This is a genomic window from Hymenobacter sp. M1-2, assembly GCF_057808495.1.
Genome location: NZ_JBTYZO010000001.1, coordinates 243397 through 260857, shown reverse-complemented (window position 1 = coordinate 260857; position 17461 = coordinate 243397). Strand labels below are relative to the sequence as shown.

At 59.8% G+C, this 17461-nt stretch carries 12 protein-coding genes; 7 read left to right on the top strand and 5 right to left on the bottom strand.

From position 1 onward, the window contains the following. The first annotated feature begins 208 nt into the window (after nucleotides 1-208). A complete protein-coding gene (locus ACYSMN_RS01105) occupies nucleotides 209-1807 on the top strand; it encodes a Na+/H+ antiporter (RefSeq protein WP_488921985.1) in 1599 nt (532 codons plus the stop codon). A gap of 426 nt (nucleotides 1808-2233) precedes the next feature. Here ACYSMN_RS01105 and ACYSMN_RS01100 read toward each other — a convergent pair whose 3' ends face one another. Further along, on the bottom strand, nucleotides 2234-2857 hold the full coding sequence (locus ACYSMN_RS01100) for a hypothetical protein (protein WP_488921984.1): 624 nt from the start codon (nucleotides 2855-2857) through the stop codon (nucleotides 2234-2236). Nucleotides 2858-3081: 224 nt separating this feature from the next. Here ACYSMN_RS01100 and ACYSMN_RS01095 point away from each other — a divergent pair, with 224 nt between their 5' ends. Both ACYSMN_RS01095 and ACYSMN_RS01090 read left to right on the top strand, forming a co-directional pair. Further along, entirely contained in the window at nucleotides 3082-3690 is a 609-nt protein-coding gene (locus tag ACYSMN_RS01095; RefSeq protein WP_488921983.1) for a Crp/Fnr family transcriptional regulator, read from the top strand. A gap of 81 nt (nucleotides 3691-3771) precedes the next feature. Beyond that, nucleotides 3772-4404, top strand: coding sequence for a hypothetical protein (locus ACYSMN_RS01090; RefSeq protein ID WP_488921982.1), 633 nt, complete (start codon nucleotides 3772-3774; stop codon nucleotides 4402-4404). A 160-nt stretch (nucleotides 4405-4564) separates the two neighbouring features. Here ACYSMN_RS01090 and ACYSMN_RS01085 read toward each other — a convergent pair whose 3' ends face one another. From ACYSMN_RS01085 to ACYSMN_RS01075, 3 genes are all read right to left on the bottom strand, one after another. Next, a complete protein-coding gene (locus tag ACYSMN_RS01085) occupies nucleotides 4565-4831 on the bottom strand; it encodes a hypothetical protein (protein WP_488921981.1) in 267 nt (88 codons plus the stop codon). 100 nt (nucleotides 4832-4931) lie between these two features. Beyond that, nucleotides 4932-8654 carry an ABC transporter permease/M1 family aminopeptidase gene (locus ACYSMN_RS01080; RefSeq protein WP_488921980.1) on the bottom strand — a complete coding sequence of 1241 codons (3723 nt, stop codon included), beginning with the start codon at nucleotides 8652-8654 and terminating at the stop codon, nucleotides 4932-4934. 189 nt (nucleotides 8655-8843) lie between these two features. After that, complete coding sequence (locus ACYSMN_RS01075; RefSeq protein ID WP_488921979.1) at nucleotides 8844-9746, bottom strand: ABC transporter ATP-binding protein; 903 nt, start codon at nucleotides 9744-9746, stop codon at nucleotides 8844-8846. A 546-nt stretch (nucleotides 9747-10292) separates the two neighbouring features. Here ACYSMN_RS01075 and ACYSMN_RS01070 point away from each other — a divergent pair. After that, a complete protein-coding gene (locus ACYSMN_RS01070; RefSeq protein WP_488921978.1) occupies nucleotides 10293-10670 on the top strand; it encodes a LytR/AlgR family response regulator transcription factor in 378 nt (125 codons plus the stop codon). Between the two features lie 73 nt (nucleotides 10671-10743). Here the strand turns inward: ACYSMN_RS01070 and ACYSMN_RS01065 are convergent, their stop codons facing one another. Next, on the bottom strand, nucleotides 10744-13236 hold the full coding sequence (locus ACYSMN_RS01065) for a TonB-dependent receptor (protein WP_488921977.1): 2493 nt from the start codon (nucleotides 13234-13236) through the stop codon (nucleotides 10744-10746). A gap of 586 nt (nucleotides 13237-13822) precedes the next feature. Here ACYSMN_RS01065 and ACYSMN_RS01060 point away from each other — a divergent pair. From ACYSMN_RS01060 to ACYSMN_RS01050, 3 genes are all read left to right on the top strand, one after another. Next, a complete protein-coding gene (locus ACYSMN_RS01060; protein ID WP_488921976.1) occupies nucleotides 13823-14500 on the top strand; it encodes a response regulator in 678 nt (225 codons plus the stop codon). 102 nt (nucleotides 14501-14602) lie between these two features. Next, complete coding sequence (locus ACYSMN_RS01055) at nucleotides 14603-15952, top strand: sensor histidine kinase (RefSeq protein WP_488921975.1); 1350 nt, start codon at nucleotides 14603-14605, stop codon at nucleotides 15950-15952. Nucleotides 15953-16141: 189 nt separating this feature from the next. Then, complete coding sequence (locus ACYSMN_RS01050; protein WP_488921974.1) at nucleotides 16142-17437, top strand: TolC family protein; 1296 nt, start codon at nucleotides 16142-16144, stop codon at nucleotides 17435-17437. The last annotated feature ends 24 nt before the right edge of the window (nucleotides 17438-17461 follow it).

The following is a 17461-nucleotide window of genomic DNA, read 5'->3' as shown; positions in this document are numbered from 1 at the left end:
AATGTTGGCCCTCCGCATGGGCGTCACCCCACTCACCAGACGTTATGGCACCCGCTACGGACAGTTCAAACGAGCCTGCGTGTGGCTGGCATTTTCGAGCGGACCGCGCATTAAATTTACGATTCCGCCTCGCTGGCCGAGTGATAGTTCTGTTTGAGCCAAGCGCCTGCACTTGCAGGGGTTGGTATAAATCGACTATACTTGGCTTATGCGGGAGATTGAACTCATTATTGCCATCCTGGTCGTCATCACGGCGCTGGCCGAAGTAGCCGACCGGGTGAAGATTCCTTACCCTATTTTGCTGGTCTTGGCGGGCAGTGGCCTGGGCCTGATACCCGGCTTACCCCACGTGCAGTTGGAGCCCGACCTGGTGTTTTTCGTGTTTCTGCCGCCCCTACTCTACTCCGCCGCCTGGCAAACTTCCTGGCCCGATTTCAAGGCGGCACGCCGGCCCATTGGCTTGTTGGCGCTGGGTTGCGTGTTGTTTTCCACGACGCTGGTGGCGGTGGTGGCCCATTATTTCCTGCCGGGTTTCGACTGGGCCACTGCTTTCGTGCTCGGGGCCATTGTATCGCCGCCCGATGCCGTAGCCGCCGCTGCCGCCACCAAAGGTCTGCCCGTGCCCAAGCGCGTAACTACCGTGTTGGAAGGCGAGAGCCTGGTAAACGACGCTACCGGCCTCATTGCCTACCGCTACGCCGTGGCGGCTGTGCTGACGGGACAGTTCGTGCTCTGGCAGGCGGGCGGACAGTTGCTGTGGGTGGCCGGCGCGGGCATCGTCATTGGCTGGCTGCTGGGCTGGCTGCTGTACTGGATTCACCGGATTTCTCCCCACAACGTGGTGGTCGATACCAGCCTCACGTTCCTGACGCCCTACGTGGCCTACTTACTGGCCGAAGAGGCGCACGTGTCGGGCGTGCTGGCCGTCGTCACGACGGGACTGTTCCTGAGCCGGCACTCCGCCCAGATTTTCACGCACGCCAGCCGGCTCCAAACGTATGCCGTCTGGAATACCGTGGTGTTTCTGCTCAATGGCGTGGTGTTCATTCTTATCGGCTTGCAGCTACCAGCCATTCTGCAAGGCATCGGGCCAGCTTCGCTCTGGACCTTGCTGGGCTACGGTGGGCTCATCAGCCTGGCCGTAATTGTGGGGCGCCTGCTGTGGGTGTACCCCGGCACCTACTTGCCGCGCTGGCTGAGCCGCTCCATCCGCACGCGCGAAACCCGCCCCCCGCTGGCTCTTACTACACTGGTGGCCTGGACCGGCATGCGGGGCGTGGTGTCGTTGGCGGCGGCTTTGGCGTTGCCTCTCACGCTGCCTTCGGGCGCGGCTTTCCCGCAGCGCAACCTTATTTTGCTGATCACCTTCATCGTCATTTTCGCTACGCTCGTGTTGCAGGGTCTCAGTCTGCCGTTCCTTATTCGGTGGCTCGGCATTGAGGCCGATGGCGAGGCCGAGCGGGAGGAACAGGAGCTACGCATGCTCCTGGCCACCCGAACTGCCACCTACCTAACCAGCCCTACCGCCGCCAGCCAAGCGCCCGAGGAAGTTCTAAACCGCATGAAAACGCGCTACGAGCTGCGGCTGCACCGCCTGCAAAACCGCGCCGCCGGCATCCAGGCCAGCCGCCTCGACGAAAAGCCGCTCACCCAATTCCAGCAGCTGCAGGAAGCCGTTATCCGCTTCGAGCGGGATATGTTGGATCAGCTGCGGCGCGAGTCAAAAACCAGCGAAGAAGTGCTCCGCAAAATCGAAAACGAACTGGACCTAGAAGAAGCCCGCCTGGCGCTGGACAAGAATAATTAGGAATGAAGAATGGCTACGCCGACCTCCCGATACTGGGTTGTCTTAATTCCTCATTCTTCATTGAAAATCAACTTACGCCAGTCATTCAGCTCGCCAAAAAATTGAGCAGAACGAAGCATTGCAAAACTCATAGGAGAAACTAGTCAGCAACCAGCGTAAGCCGCAGCGCGGCGACATATCGGTGGTTGTTGCTGACAGCATATATGGAGAGCCCCGGCGGGGCGGCACCAAACGTAGGTGTCGCCCCGCCGGGGCTTTGTTCTTAATAGCGTGCTTGCTGCTACCGACATGCCGCCGCGCTGCGGCTCATCCAATACGTGCCAGTCCGCCCGCTTATTCGCTGGGCAAACCGGCACGTATGGCAATGAACAATGAACAATTGCCAGCTTAGGCGTTCAGGAAGATTCATTCACTCATTCACTCATTCTATTTACTCCGTCCGAAGGTATAGCCGATGCCCAGATTATAACTCAGGCCTGCCTTCACGGCCTCGTGAGTTTTAGTCACGTCGTTATTATCGGTAAAGGTGAATTTATCATCCTTGAGCGAGGTAGCCACATCGTACCAGTAGCGGGTGGATACCTCCACGTTGAAGCCCGTTTTCTTGCCCAGGTAGCGACGATAGTAGACGCCGGGGCCCACCGTATAAGACGTATACTTAGCCTTCGCGTTGGTATCATCGAAAGTCACGTTGTAGCGGTGGGCTTTGAACTCCATGCGTACGTCGAGGGTGGGAGCCAGGCGGTAGCCCACGCCAAATCCCGTGGTCCACGGTACTTTAATGGTAGCGCCCTGCGCCTTCTGCTCGCTGTCCCTGAAGCTGCTCGGATACTTCAGGAGGCCACCGTGCGAGTATTCCAGCGTGAGCCGGTTTTTGGCGTAGTACACGCCGTTGATGTTGAAGCCGCCCAGCAGAATGGGCTGCACCAGCTTGGCGCCTAGCGTGAACGTGTTGCCATACGGCAGTTCCTTCCGCGGCTTGCTCTCCGTTTGAGCGTAAGCGGCGGTGGCGGCGAGGCAAAGGGTGGCGGCGGTAATGAGCTTTTTCATGGTTGTGAAAAGGGAAGGGTTGATGTGCCGTTTGAACATGTCAAAGGTCAGCCCTCCCTCCGCCCAGAATCGTTGATCTGAGTTAAGAAAGCCGGAGCCGGCCGAAACCCGGCCCGGCCTGCTACTCTGCGGCGCAATGAGCAATTGTCGATGAACAATTAGCGGGCGAAGACCTTTAGGAAATTGTTCATTGCTCATTGATAACTACTCATTGCCCATTGTCCATGAACCCCACCGGCCGGCCTCCGCACGAAGCCCTGCACGCGCAGCTCCGCAAGCTGATTCCGCTCACGGAAGACGACTACCAAGCCTTTGCCGCAGCTTTGCAACCACTGGAACTGCGCAAAAAAGAGCTGCTGCTGCGCGAGGGCGACATCTGCCGGCACGTGGCCTACATCGAAAGCGGCTGCCTGCGCTACTTCTACAACGTCAATGGCGAGGAGCACACCGGCCAGTTCTTTTTCGAGCACGGCTGGTACGCCGACTACGAGAGTTTCCTCGACCAGCGGCCCTCGACGCAAAACGTGCAGGCCCTGGAGCCGAGCCGCGTGTGGCTGCTGCCCCACGCGGCGCTCTACCGCCTGTATGAGGAACGGCCGGTATTTGAGCGGTTTGGGCGGCTCATGGCCGAGCAGGCTTTTCGCGGCCTGCGCACTCGCAACGACGCGCTGCTCAACCTCACGCCCGAGGAACGGTACCTGCGCCTAGTAGCCGAGCGGCCCAAGGTGGTAGAGCGCGTGCCCCAGCACTACATTGCCTCGCACCTGGGCCTCAAGCCCGAAAGCCTGAGCCGCATCCGCAAACGCCTGTACAACAACCGGCGGCTTTCTTAACCCAAATCAACGATTTCGGCCGCCGGACCGGGGCACCTTTGTCTCGAAGCTTCTCCACACCAATCCGGCTTCCGATTCGTGATGAAAAACCTCTGCGTACCCGCCGTTCTGGCCCTAACCCTAAGCTCCACCGCACACGCTCAGACTCAGACTCGGAAACTACCCATCTACGGCGAAGTAGGCCTGGGCATCAACAAAACCCTGTACTTCGGCAACACGCGCGCCAAGCTCACGCAGGCCCTGGGCGGCAGCGCCAAGCCCGGCACCGGCAACAACATCTTAGTGGGTTTCTACGTGGCGCCCGAGAAGTGGCGGGGCCTGGGCGTAGGCTCCCGCATTTCCGGCTCATTCGGTGCCCCCCAGGAAGGCGACTTCGGCGACGACTACATTTTCAATTACTACAATGTGGCCCTGGCCGCCAAGTACTACGGCCTGAGCAAGCAGTTCAATAAAGGCCTCTATGGCCGTGGCAGCGTGGGTTTCGGCCAGCTCACCACCAAGCGCCTCCAGGAAGACACCGACTCCTACCGCCACCAATATGCCATCGGCACCTCGCTGATGGCGGGCCTGGGCTACTCCTGGCTCCTCAAAAAGTACAGCGTGAGCCTGGAAACCGAGTTTGAAACCGCCTCCCGCACCGGCACCGTCGATGAAGTGGGCGACGTAACCTTCCGCAGCGGCCAGCTGGGCGTGAACGTCATCGTCACGTTCTGAAAGCTGTTCAACTTCTATTGGAGCCTGGGAGCCTGCACCTGCCAGGCGCTGGTGTGCGCCACGGCACTTGGTCGCAGCCTTTTCTTCCCGCATATCCCGGACAAGCTATTGCTAGGGGTTCGCAGGTGCATTCGGCGCATTATAGCAGTCCGGCTGCCTTTCACCTGGCTACTCCTACCAATTTAAACTCTTGTTCTGACGTCCCCTTAGCATACCACTCAACTATTAACTGTACCAGTTTGAAGGGTTCTTTCCCTTTTTCAATGTTCTCGTACAGCACCGCTTCACCTACTTCATCCAACAGGCACCAAACAGATTCTCCTCTACCAGTTGGCAGTTTTCCTTTACGAATAGTATATCCTAATTCCTTTACTGCCTTCTCGACAGTTGGAAATTCCAATGTGCGTATTGATTTTTTCTTCATCACTTTATTTTATTTTTTACTCCTTCCAGAAATGTATTAAAAGCGCCCCAGCTTTGCAGGCCGGGGCGCTTTGGTACTTCTATGAAAGTTACCAGCCCAAAGACTATAAGTCCTTGGTGTTGTCGTCGAGTTGACGGTCGATGATGAGGTGGTAGGGGTCGATGGCCACGGAAGCGGGTTTTTTGCTCACCACGAAGCTGAATCTGTTGTCGCCGGCGCGCAGGCGGCGCTTCTCCAGTACCAACGGCGGCACGGGTTTTTTGTCTTTGCCGAGTTCGGGGAAGATGGCCACCGGCAGCGCGTCGCGGGTTTGGTCGGCGGGGCGTTGGTTGCCGAGGCTGTCGGCGTAGAACTTGGCGCTCTTCACCGTGAAATCGACTTGGTACCGGCCGTCGGGCAGCTTTTTGCTGGTGGCCGTCGTCACGCGGTTGTCGAATAGAGTGATGCGCTCAAACAAGTCGGTGACAAAGGGTTGGAGCGAATCGGGGGCGGCGCGGCGGATGTAGCTCACAAACTCGGGCGAGTGCGTATAGGGCGGCTCCTGGAAGGCAACGGCGGCTACGTACTGTTTCAGCGCCGCGTTCAGGCGGGCCTCACCCAGGTAGTCTTGCAGCGCGTACATCACCACCGAGCCTTTGCGGTAGTGGATGTACTGCTGGTTTTCAACCAAGGCCAGCGGTACTTCCTTCTTCTTTTCGAAAGCTCGACCCGAGAGGTAACGGTTCATGTCGAACTTGAGGAAGCGCTGCATGGTGGTGGGGCCGTTGTGGTGGCTGAGTACCATGAGCGCGGAGTATTCGGCCATGCTCTCCACCATGAGGGTGCTGCCTTGCACCTTGCCCCCAATCACCTGGTGCGCCCACCACTGGTGCGCCACCTCGTGCGCCGATACATAATATGGGTAGTTCAGGTCCTCGGGGTCTTTGTCGTCCACGTCGGCCACGAAGCCGATGGCCTCGGAAAAAGGCACCGTATTAGCAAAGCTCTGGGCAAACTGCTGGTACTTCGGAAACTCCAGAATGCGCAGCTGCCGATGCTGGTAGGGCGAGAAATTGCGCGAGCAGTAGCTCAGCGAAGCCTTGGCGCCCTCGGCCATGCGCTTGAGGTTGTACTCGTGGCCGGGGTGGTAGTAGATGGTGATAGGAATGGTGCGCCCGCCCACCGAATCGACCCAATTCTCGCTGTAGGTTTTGTAGCGGGCCGAGAGGAAGGTGTAGAAGTTGAGCATGGGCCGGTCCATCACGTAGGTGAAGTAGCGGCGGCCGTTCTTCACCCACTCCTTCTGTAGGTAGCCCGGCGCAATAGCCGTCTGGTCGGCCTCGGTGCTAACGGTGGTGCGGAACCGAATCCAGTCGGCGTCGTCGCTGATGTAAGTGTTCTGGCGGGCCTTCAGATCGTTGACGTTGGCCATGCGCGGCTTGGGCTTGAGGCCATAATTCTTGCGGTCCTGGTCGTCGGACAGCTCAACATTTTCACGGTAGCCGAGACCCGGCAGGTAGCCGTTGTTGAGGAATGTACCGTTGTAAACGAGGTCGGTGTTGGAGTCTGAGTTGGGGAAGCCGCGCTCCTGGTAAAACAGGTCGAGGGTGAGTAGCAGCGAGTCGCCGGGCGCCAGCGGCTGGGCCAGGCGGTACAGGCGCACGCCGAAAACCGTGTCGTTCAGGGCCAGTGTGGCCTGGCCGGGGGCACCCAGGGCCAGGGCGCGCACCCGCGGGTGCTGCTCGACGGGCAAGTTCACAATCACCGTGTCCAAGGGGCGCTGGTGCTTATTGACGAGCGTAAACTGGCCCCGGAACCGCACTGCTCGTGTGCTGGGGTAGATATCGGTGTTCAGGTCTACGGCCGTGATGCGCGGCTGAGCCACGTCTTTGAGGCGGCGGTACTGCTTTTCGTAGGCTACCTGCTGCTTCTCCTGATCCTTGGGCGTACGGTACTCGTTGAGGACGTTGGTGTTGTAGAAGATGAAACCTCCGGCCCCCAGACTAATAACCAGGCCCAACGCCAGCGCGGCGGTGCTGCCGGAACTCCAGCGGCGGCGGGCTTCCCGCAGGCGGCCCGTGGCATCGGTACCGCGCACCCACAGCAGATTGGCGGCCAGCACCATCAGAATGGCCACACCGGCCCAGAGCAGCTTGGTCCACCAGAAAGCGGGCAGGAAATGGCCGTAGCCGTTCATGGCCGAGTAGGTACCGGGGCTGGAACTGCCAGCATAGCCAAAGAGACGGTGCGTAAGGCCCATCTGCCCCCGGAAGATGTTGAAGATATAGTAGGCTACCATCACGAAGAAGCCTAGGTACTTGTTGTTCACCACCACCTGCGTGAGCATAGCCAGCACGCACATCAGCAGCAAAAACGGCAGTTGGTACAGGAAAAGCGCCTGCAAGTAAAGGCCGATTTCGTAGTTGAAGTAGCCTTTGAAAGTTTGGATGAGCAGTCCGCAGAGCATCACTATCACCAGCAGCACCACTTGCACCAGTGCTAGCGCGGCCAGCTTGCTCATAAACGGCACCCAGCTCGGCACGGGCACGGCATCGGCAATCTGGGCCACGCCGGCTTGCCGCTCGCGCCACACCAGCTCGCCGCTGTAGAAGATAATGATAGCCAGGAAGAACAGGAAGAACGTGCCCGTGACAACCACGAGCAGTTCGTTCGTGACGGGGTAAGTGGGCGTATCGAAGGTTTTGCCTACTTGCGAGGCGTTAGCTAGCAGGAAAATGACGCCCGCCCCGGCAATGGCCACGAAGTAGCGGTTGCGAACGATGCCCCGAAACTCCAGCTTGGTGAGGCTCCACCACTGGCGCAGACTCATGCCCCCCGAAAACACCTGCGTAACGCGCGGCAGCCGCAGGCCACCAGGCATGGCCGCCGTTAGGCTTGCTCCCGGCCCTACGCCCAGGGCCCCGCCGAGGCGGGCGCCCAGCCCAGCTAGGGGGCTGGCCACGTCGGCCGCTGCTTCGTCGGCAGCCGCACGGCGGGTTTTCTTGTCGGGCTTCTCGGAGGCGAAAGCAGAAAACCGGAACCGCACGTAGCACACGGCCAGCAGTACCAGCGCAAGGCCCATCCAAACGGCCCGGTTCAGGAGCACGTAGCTGGAGAGCGGCAGCAGCAGGCTATTTTTCTCGGCGGGCGTCCAGTAGCGGGTCGTAAATTCGACAGCTGCCAGCCCGAAAGCGTCGAGGGCCGCCACGAGGTGCTCGTTTTTGAGGTCGTTGAGATAAGCCGTAGATATCAGATAAGCCACCAGCAGCAGTACAGCCCCGATGTAGGTGCTCAGGATGTTGCGCGTGAGCGTGGCCATCGTGAAGAAGATGGTGCCCATGAACAGCAGGTTGGGCAGTACCAGCACCACGTAAGGCCACACGTAAGTGCCGGCCGGTGCCACCGCCAGAAACCGGTCAGCCTCCACCCGGGGGATTACGCCGGCCAGCGCCGCGCCTATGCCAATGCCGCTGAACACAAGCACCGCCACCAGGTACGAGCCGAGAAAACGCCCGCCCAGGTAGCCAATTTTGCTCAGCGGCGTGGTGTAGAACAACGAGTGCGTGCGGTACTCAAAGTCGCGGTACACGGGGTTGCCCATCAGTGACGAGGCGATGATGATGCCGAATACGCTCAGAACCGCAGTGATGATGTTGAGGGAGTACGGGGCATTGATTTTCACCGTCTGCCCGTCGCCGCCGAGCGCAATGTTTACGCCCGTACCAAAGGCTCCACCGGCCGCCATCACGAGCAAAAGGCTCATGAGCAGCAGCAGGAAAAAGTAGATCCAAGTGGCGGGCCGCTTGAGGCGGTACTTCAGCTCGAAAAGAAGAATGGGGAGAAACATCTTCTGGGAATTAAGAATGTTGAATTAGGAATGAAGAATTGGTCGTTGTGCGTGACACTAGAGGCTCTGGGCTGTTTTGCGGAAGCGCAGCATCTTGTACTAGCGCGATGGTGCTGATACAGCATCCTGGCTATCGCGCCGGCAAGAGGCTTCTTGTGTCAGCAGGACCTAGCACCACTTCCGGCAGCGTTAGGCCAGCACCGACCCACTTTTACTTCTCAATTCGTAGTTCTTGATTTCCGAAAAGTAGACGTCTTCCAGGTCGGGGTTCACGGCTTCGAAGCCGCTGTCGGGCGCAGAATCGGCTAGGACGTGGACTACCGTTTTACCCGCGAACAGGCGCGAGCTGATGACTTGCTGGCTGGCTTGCAGAGCCGGCAGTTCGGCTTTCTCAATGATTTTGCGCCAGATTTTGCCGCGCAGGTTGTTCATCACCGTGAGCGGGTCGCCGGTGAGCAGCACTTCGCCCTTGTTGATGATGGCCATATGGCGGCACAGGTCCGACACGTCGGACACAATGTGGGTGCTGAGGATGACCACCAGATTTTCGCCAATCTCGCTCAGCAAGTTGTGAAAGCGGTTCCGCTCGGCCGGGTCGAGGCCGGCCGTGGGCTCGTCCACGATGATGAGGCGGGGGTTGCCGAGCAGGGCCTGCGCAATGCCGAAACGTTGTTTCATCCCGCCCGAGTAGCCACCCACGTGCTTTTTGCGCACTTCGTAGAGGTTGGTTTGGTGCAACAAGGCCGCCACCATTTCCTTGCGCTCCTTGCCGTTGGCAATGCCTTTGAGCGTGGCGAAATGGTCGAGCAGTTCTTCGGCGCTCACGCTCGGGTACACCCCAAATTCCTGCGGCAAGTAGCCCAGCACCCGCCGCACAGCCTCCTTCTCGCGCAGCACATCGATATCATCGAGCCGGATGGAGCCCGTATCGGCGTCCTGCAAGGTGGCGATGGTGCGCATCAGACTGCTTTTGCCCGCGCCGTTGGGTCCGAGCAGGCCAAACATACCCGTGGGAATGTCCAGGCTCACGTTTTTGAGGGCCTGCGTACCGTTGGGGTACGTTTTGGAGAGGTTGGTAATGCTGAGAGCCATGCGCTTGCGGAGTGAAGTATGACGTGATGAGGAAGGATATGGTGAGGCCAGACAGTGCGACAGCCAAGGCATGAATAGCCACAAGGCAGGGGGCATTACACTAGCGGCCCGGTTTATTGCGCAACCGCCACTATAGATGCAGCTCTATGCGAGGCAGTTGCTTGGCGTCTTGCGCTTTCGTAATCAGGTAAGAACCTGCGGAGCAACAGCAGGCCTGCTTCACTGACACGTTTGGTAGTACCTATTTGTGGGCTTACTGCAAACCCAAGTACTAGCCCACTCCGTAACAGGGACATCAACGCCCACACCGAAAGCGCCCCTGGTACCTTGGTTGCAACCAACTATGAAAAACCTGCGGAGGGAACGAATGCAAAGCAGGCCGCTAGGGCTTTAGGGCAGGTTTCTTCTCTGTCCATTGCACCACTCCGCCCCAAATGCTGCGTACCTGGTGGGCGGAATCAGGCTGGATACCGGTTTGCAAGTGTCTTTTGGCTGAAGCTTGCTGCCGAGCCAGTTTCGTGTGCAGCACTTTTCGTCGGGCGCGGGTTGCTTGTTTTCCAATGGGGCGGCCCAACTCGTCTTTGCTCTCATACAGGCCCCAAAACAGCAGTTGATTTCATCTTTCTCAAGACGGATGCGGGCACTGAGCGCGTACGTTTCGCGGATCTGCTGTTTGTGGAGGGCTACGGCAACTACGTGAAGTGGCACTTAGCTTCGGGCCGCGTGCTGCTCACAGCCAACACCATGAAGCACCTGGAAAGTGAACTACCGGCTGCTCAGTTTTTGCGCACGCACAAATCTTACCTCGTAAACACCGCCTGCGTGGAGCAGCTGATTGGCAACTGCCTGCGAATAGGCTGCCACGAGGTACCGGTGGGCAACACTTATCGGCAAGACGTTTTGCGTCGCCTGTACCTGCGTTAGCCAAGCTCAGCGCGGAAGAAAAGCCCTTGCCGAAACCAACAGGCAACAATATCGAGCCTTTGGTTTGCCGCCCCTACCCGCCCTGCTTGCTACCGCCGCCCTTTTTGTCGTCGTTCTGGATGGACTTGCGCTGCTTGCCCTGCTGCTCCTGCCCGAAACGGTAAACGAAGCTGACGCGAAAGGAACGCTGAAAGGATCGGTTTTCGCTGGTTTCGCGGAAGAACGGCGTGTCGGTAGTGGTGCGGTAGCGCCAGAAATTGTTGAATGGCGAGCCGAAATTCAGGACGATGTCGGCCTTGTCGTTGAGGATGGTTTTCTTGGCGCCCATCTGGTAATACAGGTTGGCGGCGCCGCGGCCTTGCAGTTCCGGGGTGGGCAGCGAGCTGTAGAGAAACCCTTGCAGCGTGTATTTCTTGGGCAGTTTGTACGAGGTGTTGAAATTCAGCCCGGCCGTGAAGCCCCGCCGCTCAATACCTAGCGCCGAGCTGCGGCGCACAACATATTGCACGTTGGGCCCGCCGCTGATGTCCCAGCCCGTTACGGGCTTGGCCGAGGTGTAAAAATTCAGCTCGTAGAAGGAGTTGGCTGCCACGTTAGCGTAAGTCTGGGCCGTCACGCCCGGGGCAGTTTCCAAAATACCAGCGTCGGTAGCCAGCACCCGGATGGACTCGATGGCGTTGTTGGTGCGCCGCACGGAGCCCGAAATGTTGAGCGAGCCCGCCTTGCCGTTGGTGTTGAAGCTCAGCTCGTAAGAATCCGTGAGTTCAGGGTTGAGGTCGGGGTTGCCGAAGCTGATATTCTGCGGGTCGCTACGGTCGATGAAGGGGTTGAGGTAGTCGATGTAGGGCCGAGTGATGCGGCGGCTGTAGGCCAGGCGCAGGCTGTTGTTTTCACTGAAAGCGTGCTGCGCGTTACCGTTGGGCAGCAGCGACATGTAGTTGCGGCTGAATCCGGTTTCGGTGGTGCGGAAATCGGCCGTGAGGGCGGTGCGCTCCAGGCGGCTGCCCACGCTGAAATTCAGCTTTTTGCTGGCCGCAAACGAATACGTGGCGTACGCCGCCTGCACGTCCTGGTCGTAGTTGAAATTGGTGGAGCGGCGGAGCGCCCGCGCGAAATCGGGCTGGCCCAGCACTAGGCTGTCCACGTCGGCTACCGAGCCAGTGCGCCGCCAGATGGCCTTCACGCCGGTTTCGAGGGTTTGCTTTTCACCAAAAGGCTGCACTAGGTCGGTTTGAAAGGTGGTTTCGGAGCCGGGCGTGCGGCCCCGGCTTTGCTCCCGGTAATCGGCCTGGCTGGTGGCGAGGTTCTCGTAGGAATCGTTGTACTGGTCGAAATCATAGCCGAACGTGCCGTCGTTGCGGGCGTACTGGCCTACCACGCTCCACTCGCGCCGGGGCTGGGCAAAGGTCTTGGTGTAGGTGCCCGTCAGTTCGCCGTTGAAACCGCCGAATTGGGTGGTGGTGGCACGGGTAAAAAGCTGATTGGTTGTCCCATCGGCCCCTTCCAACGTGTTGAGCAGGTCATTATAGTTGCGGCCGTGATACGGGTTCGTCGAGCCCGCCAACGACAAACTCTGGTGCTCGCTTAGGTCGTAGTCGAGGCCTATATTCAGGTAGTACCACCGGCCGCCGTAGTTGCCTTCGCCGCGCTGGCTCAGCGTCGAGCCGTCCTGCTTGTTGAAGCGCGTGCGCATGAACTCGCTCGGCCCGTACCACCCTCCCGTCCCCCCCGACGACGTGAAGCCCAGCTTGCCCTGCTTGAAGTTGAGGGCACTATTGACGTTCGAGTTGCGGTTGCCACCCGACACGCCCACCCGGCCGTTCAGGCCCTGGTTCACGCCTTTTTTCAGCACGATGTTGATGATGCCCGCCGTGCCTTCGCCGTCGTACTTGGCTGGCGGCGTGGTAATAATTTCCACGGACTTGATTTGCTCGGCCGGAATGCCTTTCAGCGCCTCGGCCAGGTTCTGGGCCAGGGTGGGCGAGGGTTTGTTGTTCACCAGCACCTTGAAATTGCCCGAGCCGCGCATCTTCACGTTGCCGTCGCCGTCCACGGCCAGTAGCGGGGCCTTGCGCAGCACGTCGGCCGCGGTGCCGCCGGCGTTGGTCACGTCCTGCTCGGCGTTGTATACGATACGGTCGGGGCGCACTTCTACCACCGGCTTGGTGCCCACTACCACCGCCTCACCCAAAGCGGTGCCGGCCACCGGCAGCCGGAAAGCACCCACATCCGTCGGGCCGCTCGTGATGGTTACGGCGCGCGTTTGGGTGCCGTAACCGATGTAGCTCACCCGCAAGCGGGCTGGGCCGGCCGCCAGTTTGGTCAGGGCGAAACGACCGTTGTCGTCGGCCGCTACGCCGGTTATTGGCTTGTCGCTGCCGGTTGGGGGCAGCAGTACCACCGTCGCGTACGGCACGGGCTCTTTCTTCAAAGAATCGAGCACCACGCCAGTCAGCGAACCAGTGCCGGTGGGCGGGGCCGGCGCGGCCGGGGTTTGGGCGTGAGCAGCGGGCCGAAACGAGGCGCAAAGCACTAGCAACAGGCCGAGAAGACGGTAAGTATGCATCAAATTAAGAATAGAGCTGTTTGGGTGAAGGATGACTGCTATGGCGAGGAAGTTGCCTTGCCCGCTGAAAAAAGGGGAAGTTTAACATGTCGGAAACAGAGCGCCCCAAGTCCATCGGAACCGCCGAACCACCGCCCAAAATTGGCAGCCAGAATTTGCTGCCGCGCCCCAATTCATGATCTGGGCCATCTTATTGTATGATTCGGGACTTCGCCACGCGTTTCGTTTGGTGTCGGGTACCGCGCATCCGCCGATTCGTTACAGGCCCTCTCATTATTTTTTGAAAGTACCTCAGCACGAAGCAAAACAAGATTGTGGTGAGCCAGTGCCGGTAGCTGACGCCGCCCTTGCTGGAGAATTGCGCCAGCGCGTACTTGATGGCGCCGCCAGCTTGGGGCACGCGCCGCGGGCGAGTTATCACGCATCATGCTGATGTAGTACCAATTTCGCTTCGCACGGTGCGCGGCGCGGGTTTCAACGCTCCGCCTTGCTTGAGTGGCAAGCGGAAACCTGCCTACCTTGCGCTTATTCCGGTTACTGCTCGTGGCACTGAGTCCCCTAGCCGCAGCCAGAGTTTGCCGCACCCATGAAAATTCTGCTGGTAGAAGACGAGCCCAAAGTGTCTGCTTTCATCCGGCAGGGCCTGGAAGAAGAAGGCTTCGACGTAAGCGTGGCCTACGATGGGCGCTTTGGTCGGCAGCTGGCCCTCGCCCACTCCTACGACCTCATCATCTTGGACGTAATTCTGCCCTACGCCAGCGGCCTGGAGGTGCTCCAGGCGCTGCGGGCCCAAGACCAGGAAACGCCGGTGCTCATGCTCACGGCCCTAGGCGCCACGCAGGATAAGCTGCACGGCTTCGAAGGCGGCGCCGACGATTACTTGCTCAAACCCTTCGATTTTTCGGAGCTGCTGGCGCGGGTACGCGCCCTCACGCGCCGCCGGACACAGCAGGTGAAAAGCGCCGTCCTCACGCTCGCCGACCTTACCCTGAATACCGCCGCCAAAACTGTAACCCGAGCTGGGCTACCCATCAAGCTCACGGCCCGGGAGTTTGGCCTGCTGGAGCTTTTTATGCGCCAGCCCGGCCGCGTCCTTAGCCGCGCCGAAATTGCGGGCGACGTGTGGGAAGAGTCTTTCGACGCGGGCTCCAACGTGGTGGATGTATACGTAAACTACCTCCGCAACAAGATCGATAAAGGCTTTACGCCCAAGCTCATTCATACGGTGGTGGGCATGGGCTACGTGTTGCGCACGGAAGAATAAGCCGCGCGTGGGCCGCTGGCCGGTGCCGTCCGCAGTTCACCGAACTCTCATCTACGCAGGGCACCTTGCCCAGCATTTTCACGCGCTAAACCAACTCATTCCGTGACCATTCGTAACCGGCTGACGTGGCTGTTTCTGGGGCTGGTGGCCGTGCTGCTGCTGGCGGCTATGTCGGTGGTCTACATTCTGCAAGCCGACTACACCCACGAGGAGTTTCATCAGCGCCTGCGCGACCGGGCCGAGGTGACGGGCTACGTGTTTTTGGAGCAGGACGAGCTGCGGAACGCTGCTTTTCGGGAATTTCAGCGGCGCTACCTGCATCGGCTCGCCGGTGAAGTGCTTCAAATTTATGATGCCCAGCGGCAGCCTCGCTTCATTGAGCAAGACCGGCGCATCGGGATTTCCGACCGGATGCTGGCCCGCATTGTCGCCGAAAATGAAGTTTTCTTCGATATTGGTCCCCGCCAGGCCGTAGGCCTTTTTTACCGCGACAACCAGGGCGAATACATCATAGTAGCGGCGGCAGAGAACCGCGCCGGCCAGGCCCGGCTGGAGTACTTAGCCACCATTCTAACGAGCATCTTCGTGGGCAGCCTGGTGGTGATTTACGTGGCGGGCCGCATCTTCGCGGGCCGGGCGCTGGCGCCCATTGCCGCCGTCAACGACCAAGTGGACCGCATCACGACGCAGGATTTGCACCTGCGCGTGGATGCAGGAAAGAGCCCCGAGCAAGACGAGATTACGCGGTTGGCCGGCACTTTCAACCGAATGCTGGAGCGCCTGGCCGATGGGTTTGAGGCCCAACGCACCTTCGTCAGCAATGCTTCTCACGAGCTGCGCACCCCGCTCACGGCCACCATTGGCGAGTTGCAAGTGCTGCTGACGCGCGAGCGGGACGTGGCGAGTTACCAGCAAGCCGTGGCGTCAGTCTTGCACGAGCTGCAACAACTCAAATTGCTCATCAACAACCTGCTCGAACTCAGCCAAACTGACCCGGCCGCCCTCGAAGCCGACGATATCCGGCTGGATGAGCTGCTGTGGGAAGCGCGGGAAGCCGTAGCGCCCGACCAACGCCAGCGCGTGCACATCACGCTGGGCGAGCTGCCGGCCGAGCAAGACCACCTCGAAATCCGGGGTAGCCGCCGCCTGCTCAGCCATGCCCTCACCAACCTACTCGACAACGCGCTGAAGTACTCGGAGCAGGCGGTATCGGTGCGCTTCGATTACCAGGAGGGGCACAGCCGAATTCAAGTGCAGGACCACGGGATTGGCATCGAAGAAAAGGCGCTGCCGCAGATTTTTCAGCCCTTCTTCCGGGCCAATAATGCCCGCCACGTGAGCGGCCACGGCGTAGGACTGCCCCTGGCCCGCCGCATCGTGGAGCTGCACGGCGGCCAGCTGCTGATTACCTCCCGCTTAGGCGAGGGAACAGTGGTGGAAGTGGTGTTCTAAACCGTGATGGCCATTGCTCGATGGTAGAAGGCGTCATTTTTTTGCAACCTCTCGCTTTGAAAAAAGGGCTTTTTTAGCGGATAGAGGCGCATTTTTCATAAAAGTATCGTCTCTAATCCGTTTCTAATCCTCCTCTAATTCAGTCCTAATACGGGGGGCGTACTCTTGCATGGTCAATCATTCAGACACATGCGCTTCGCTCCTCTCCGCTTCTTGTTCCTGGCCGCCAGCCTCCTGCTGACGGCGGCCACTGCCCACGCCGCCGCGCCGGCCGATACCCTAAGTCTTACCCTGCCCCAAGCCGAGAACCAGTTCCTCAGCGGCAACCTCGACCTGCTTGCTCAGCGGTACAGCGTATCGGCCGCGGAGGCGCAGATAGTGCAGGCCCGCCTCTGGGACAATCCCACCATTTCGGTGGAGCAGAACACGTACAACCCCCAGACGCGCAAAAGCTTCGACGTCAGCAAGACCGGGCAGAGCATAGTGCAGGTGCAGCAGCTGTTTGCCCTGGCAGGCCGGCGCAAAGCGGCCACTAAAGTAGCGCAGCAAGGCGCGCTGGCCGAGCAGTACAACTTCCAGGACCTGCTCCGCACGCTCCGCTTCCAGCTGCGCACCACCTACTACGACTTGTACTTCAAGCAGCAGTCGTTGCGGGTCTATGACCGGCAGATTACGGAGTTTCAGCACACTATCGGCCTCTACGAAAGCCAGTTCAACAAGGGCAACGTGGCCCTGAAAGATGTGGTGCGCCTCAAGGCTTTCCTGTTTGATCTGCAAACGGAGCGGCAAAACCTGCTCATCGACATTGCGCAGGATCAGAGCGACTTGCACGTGCTGCTGCGCGCCGACAACGCCACTGCGTATTACCAACCGCAGGTATCGGTGGCGGCCATCCGGGCCCTAACGCTCGGCCAAGCCCCCGCCGAGGCTACCTTGGCCGACTCGGCCCAGACCTACCGCGCCGATGTACGCGCCCGCCAGGCCCTGGCCCAGCAGCAGCAGGAAAACCTGCGCCTACAGCGCGCCCTGGCCACGCCCGACTTGGCGGTGGGCTACGTGTACGACCGCGCCGGCTCCTACATCCCGAACTACAACGCCGTAACGCTGGGTGTGGCCGTGCCCATCTTCAACCGCAACCAAGGCAACATCCGCACGGCCCGCGCCCAGGCCGAGGGGGGCAAACTGCAAGTGCAGCAGCAGCAATTGCAAGTGCGCACCGATGTGCACCAGGCGTATGAACTGGCCCGCCAAGCCGAACAGCTGGCCGAGGGCTCCGACCGCGGCGCCGCCGACTTCGACCGGCTCATCGACGGCATCGAGCAGAGCTATGCCCGCCGCAACATCACTATCGTGGAGTTTCTGGACTTCTACGAATCCTATAAGGAGAACCTGTTGCAGCGCAATCAGCGCACCAACAACCGCATCCGTGCTTACGAGCAGCTCAACTACGCCGTGGGCCGCCCGGTGCTCGCGCCGGCCCAATAATCCGCTTCTTTCAACTCTCCGTCT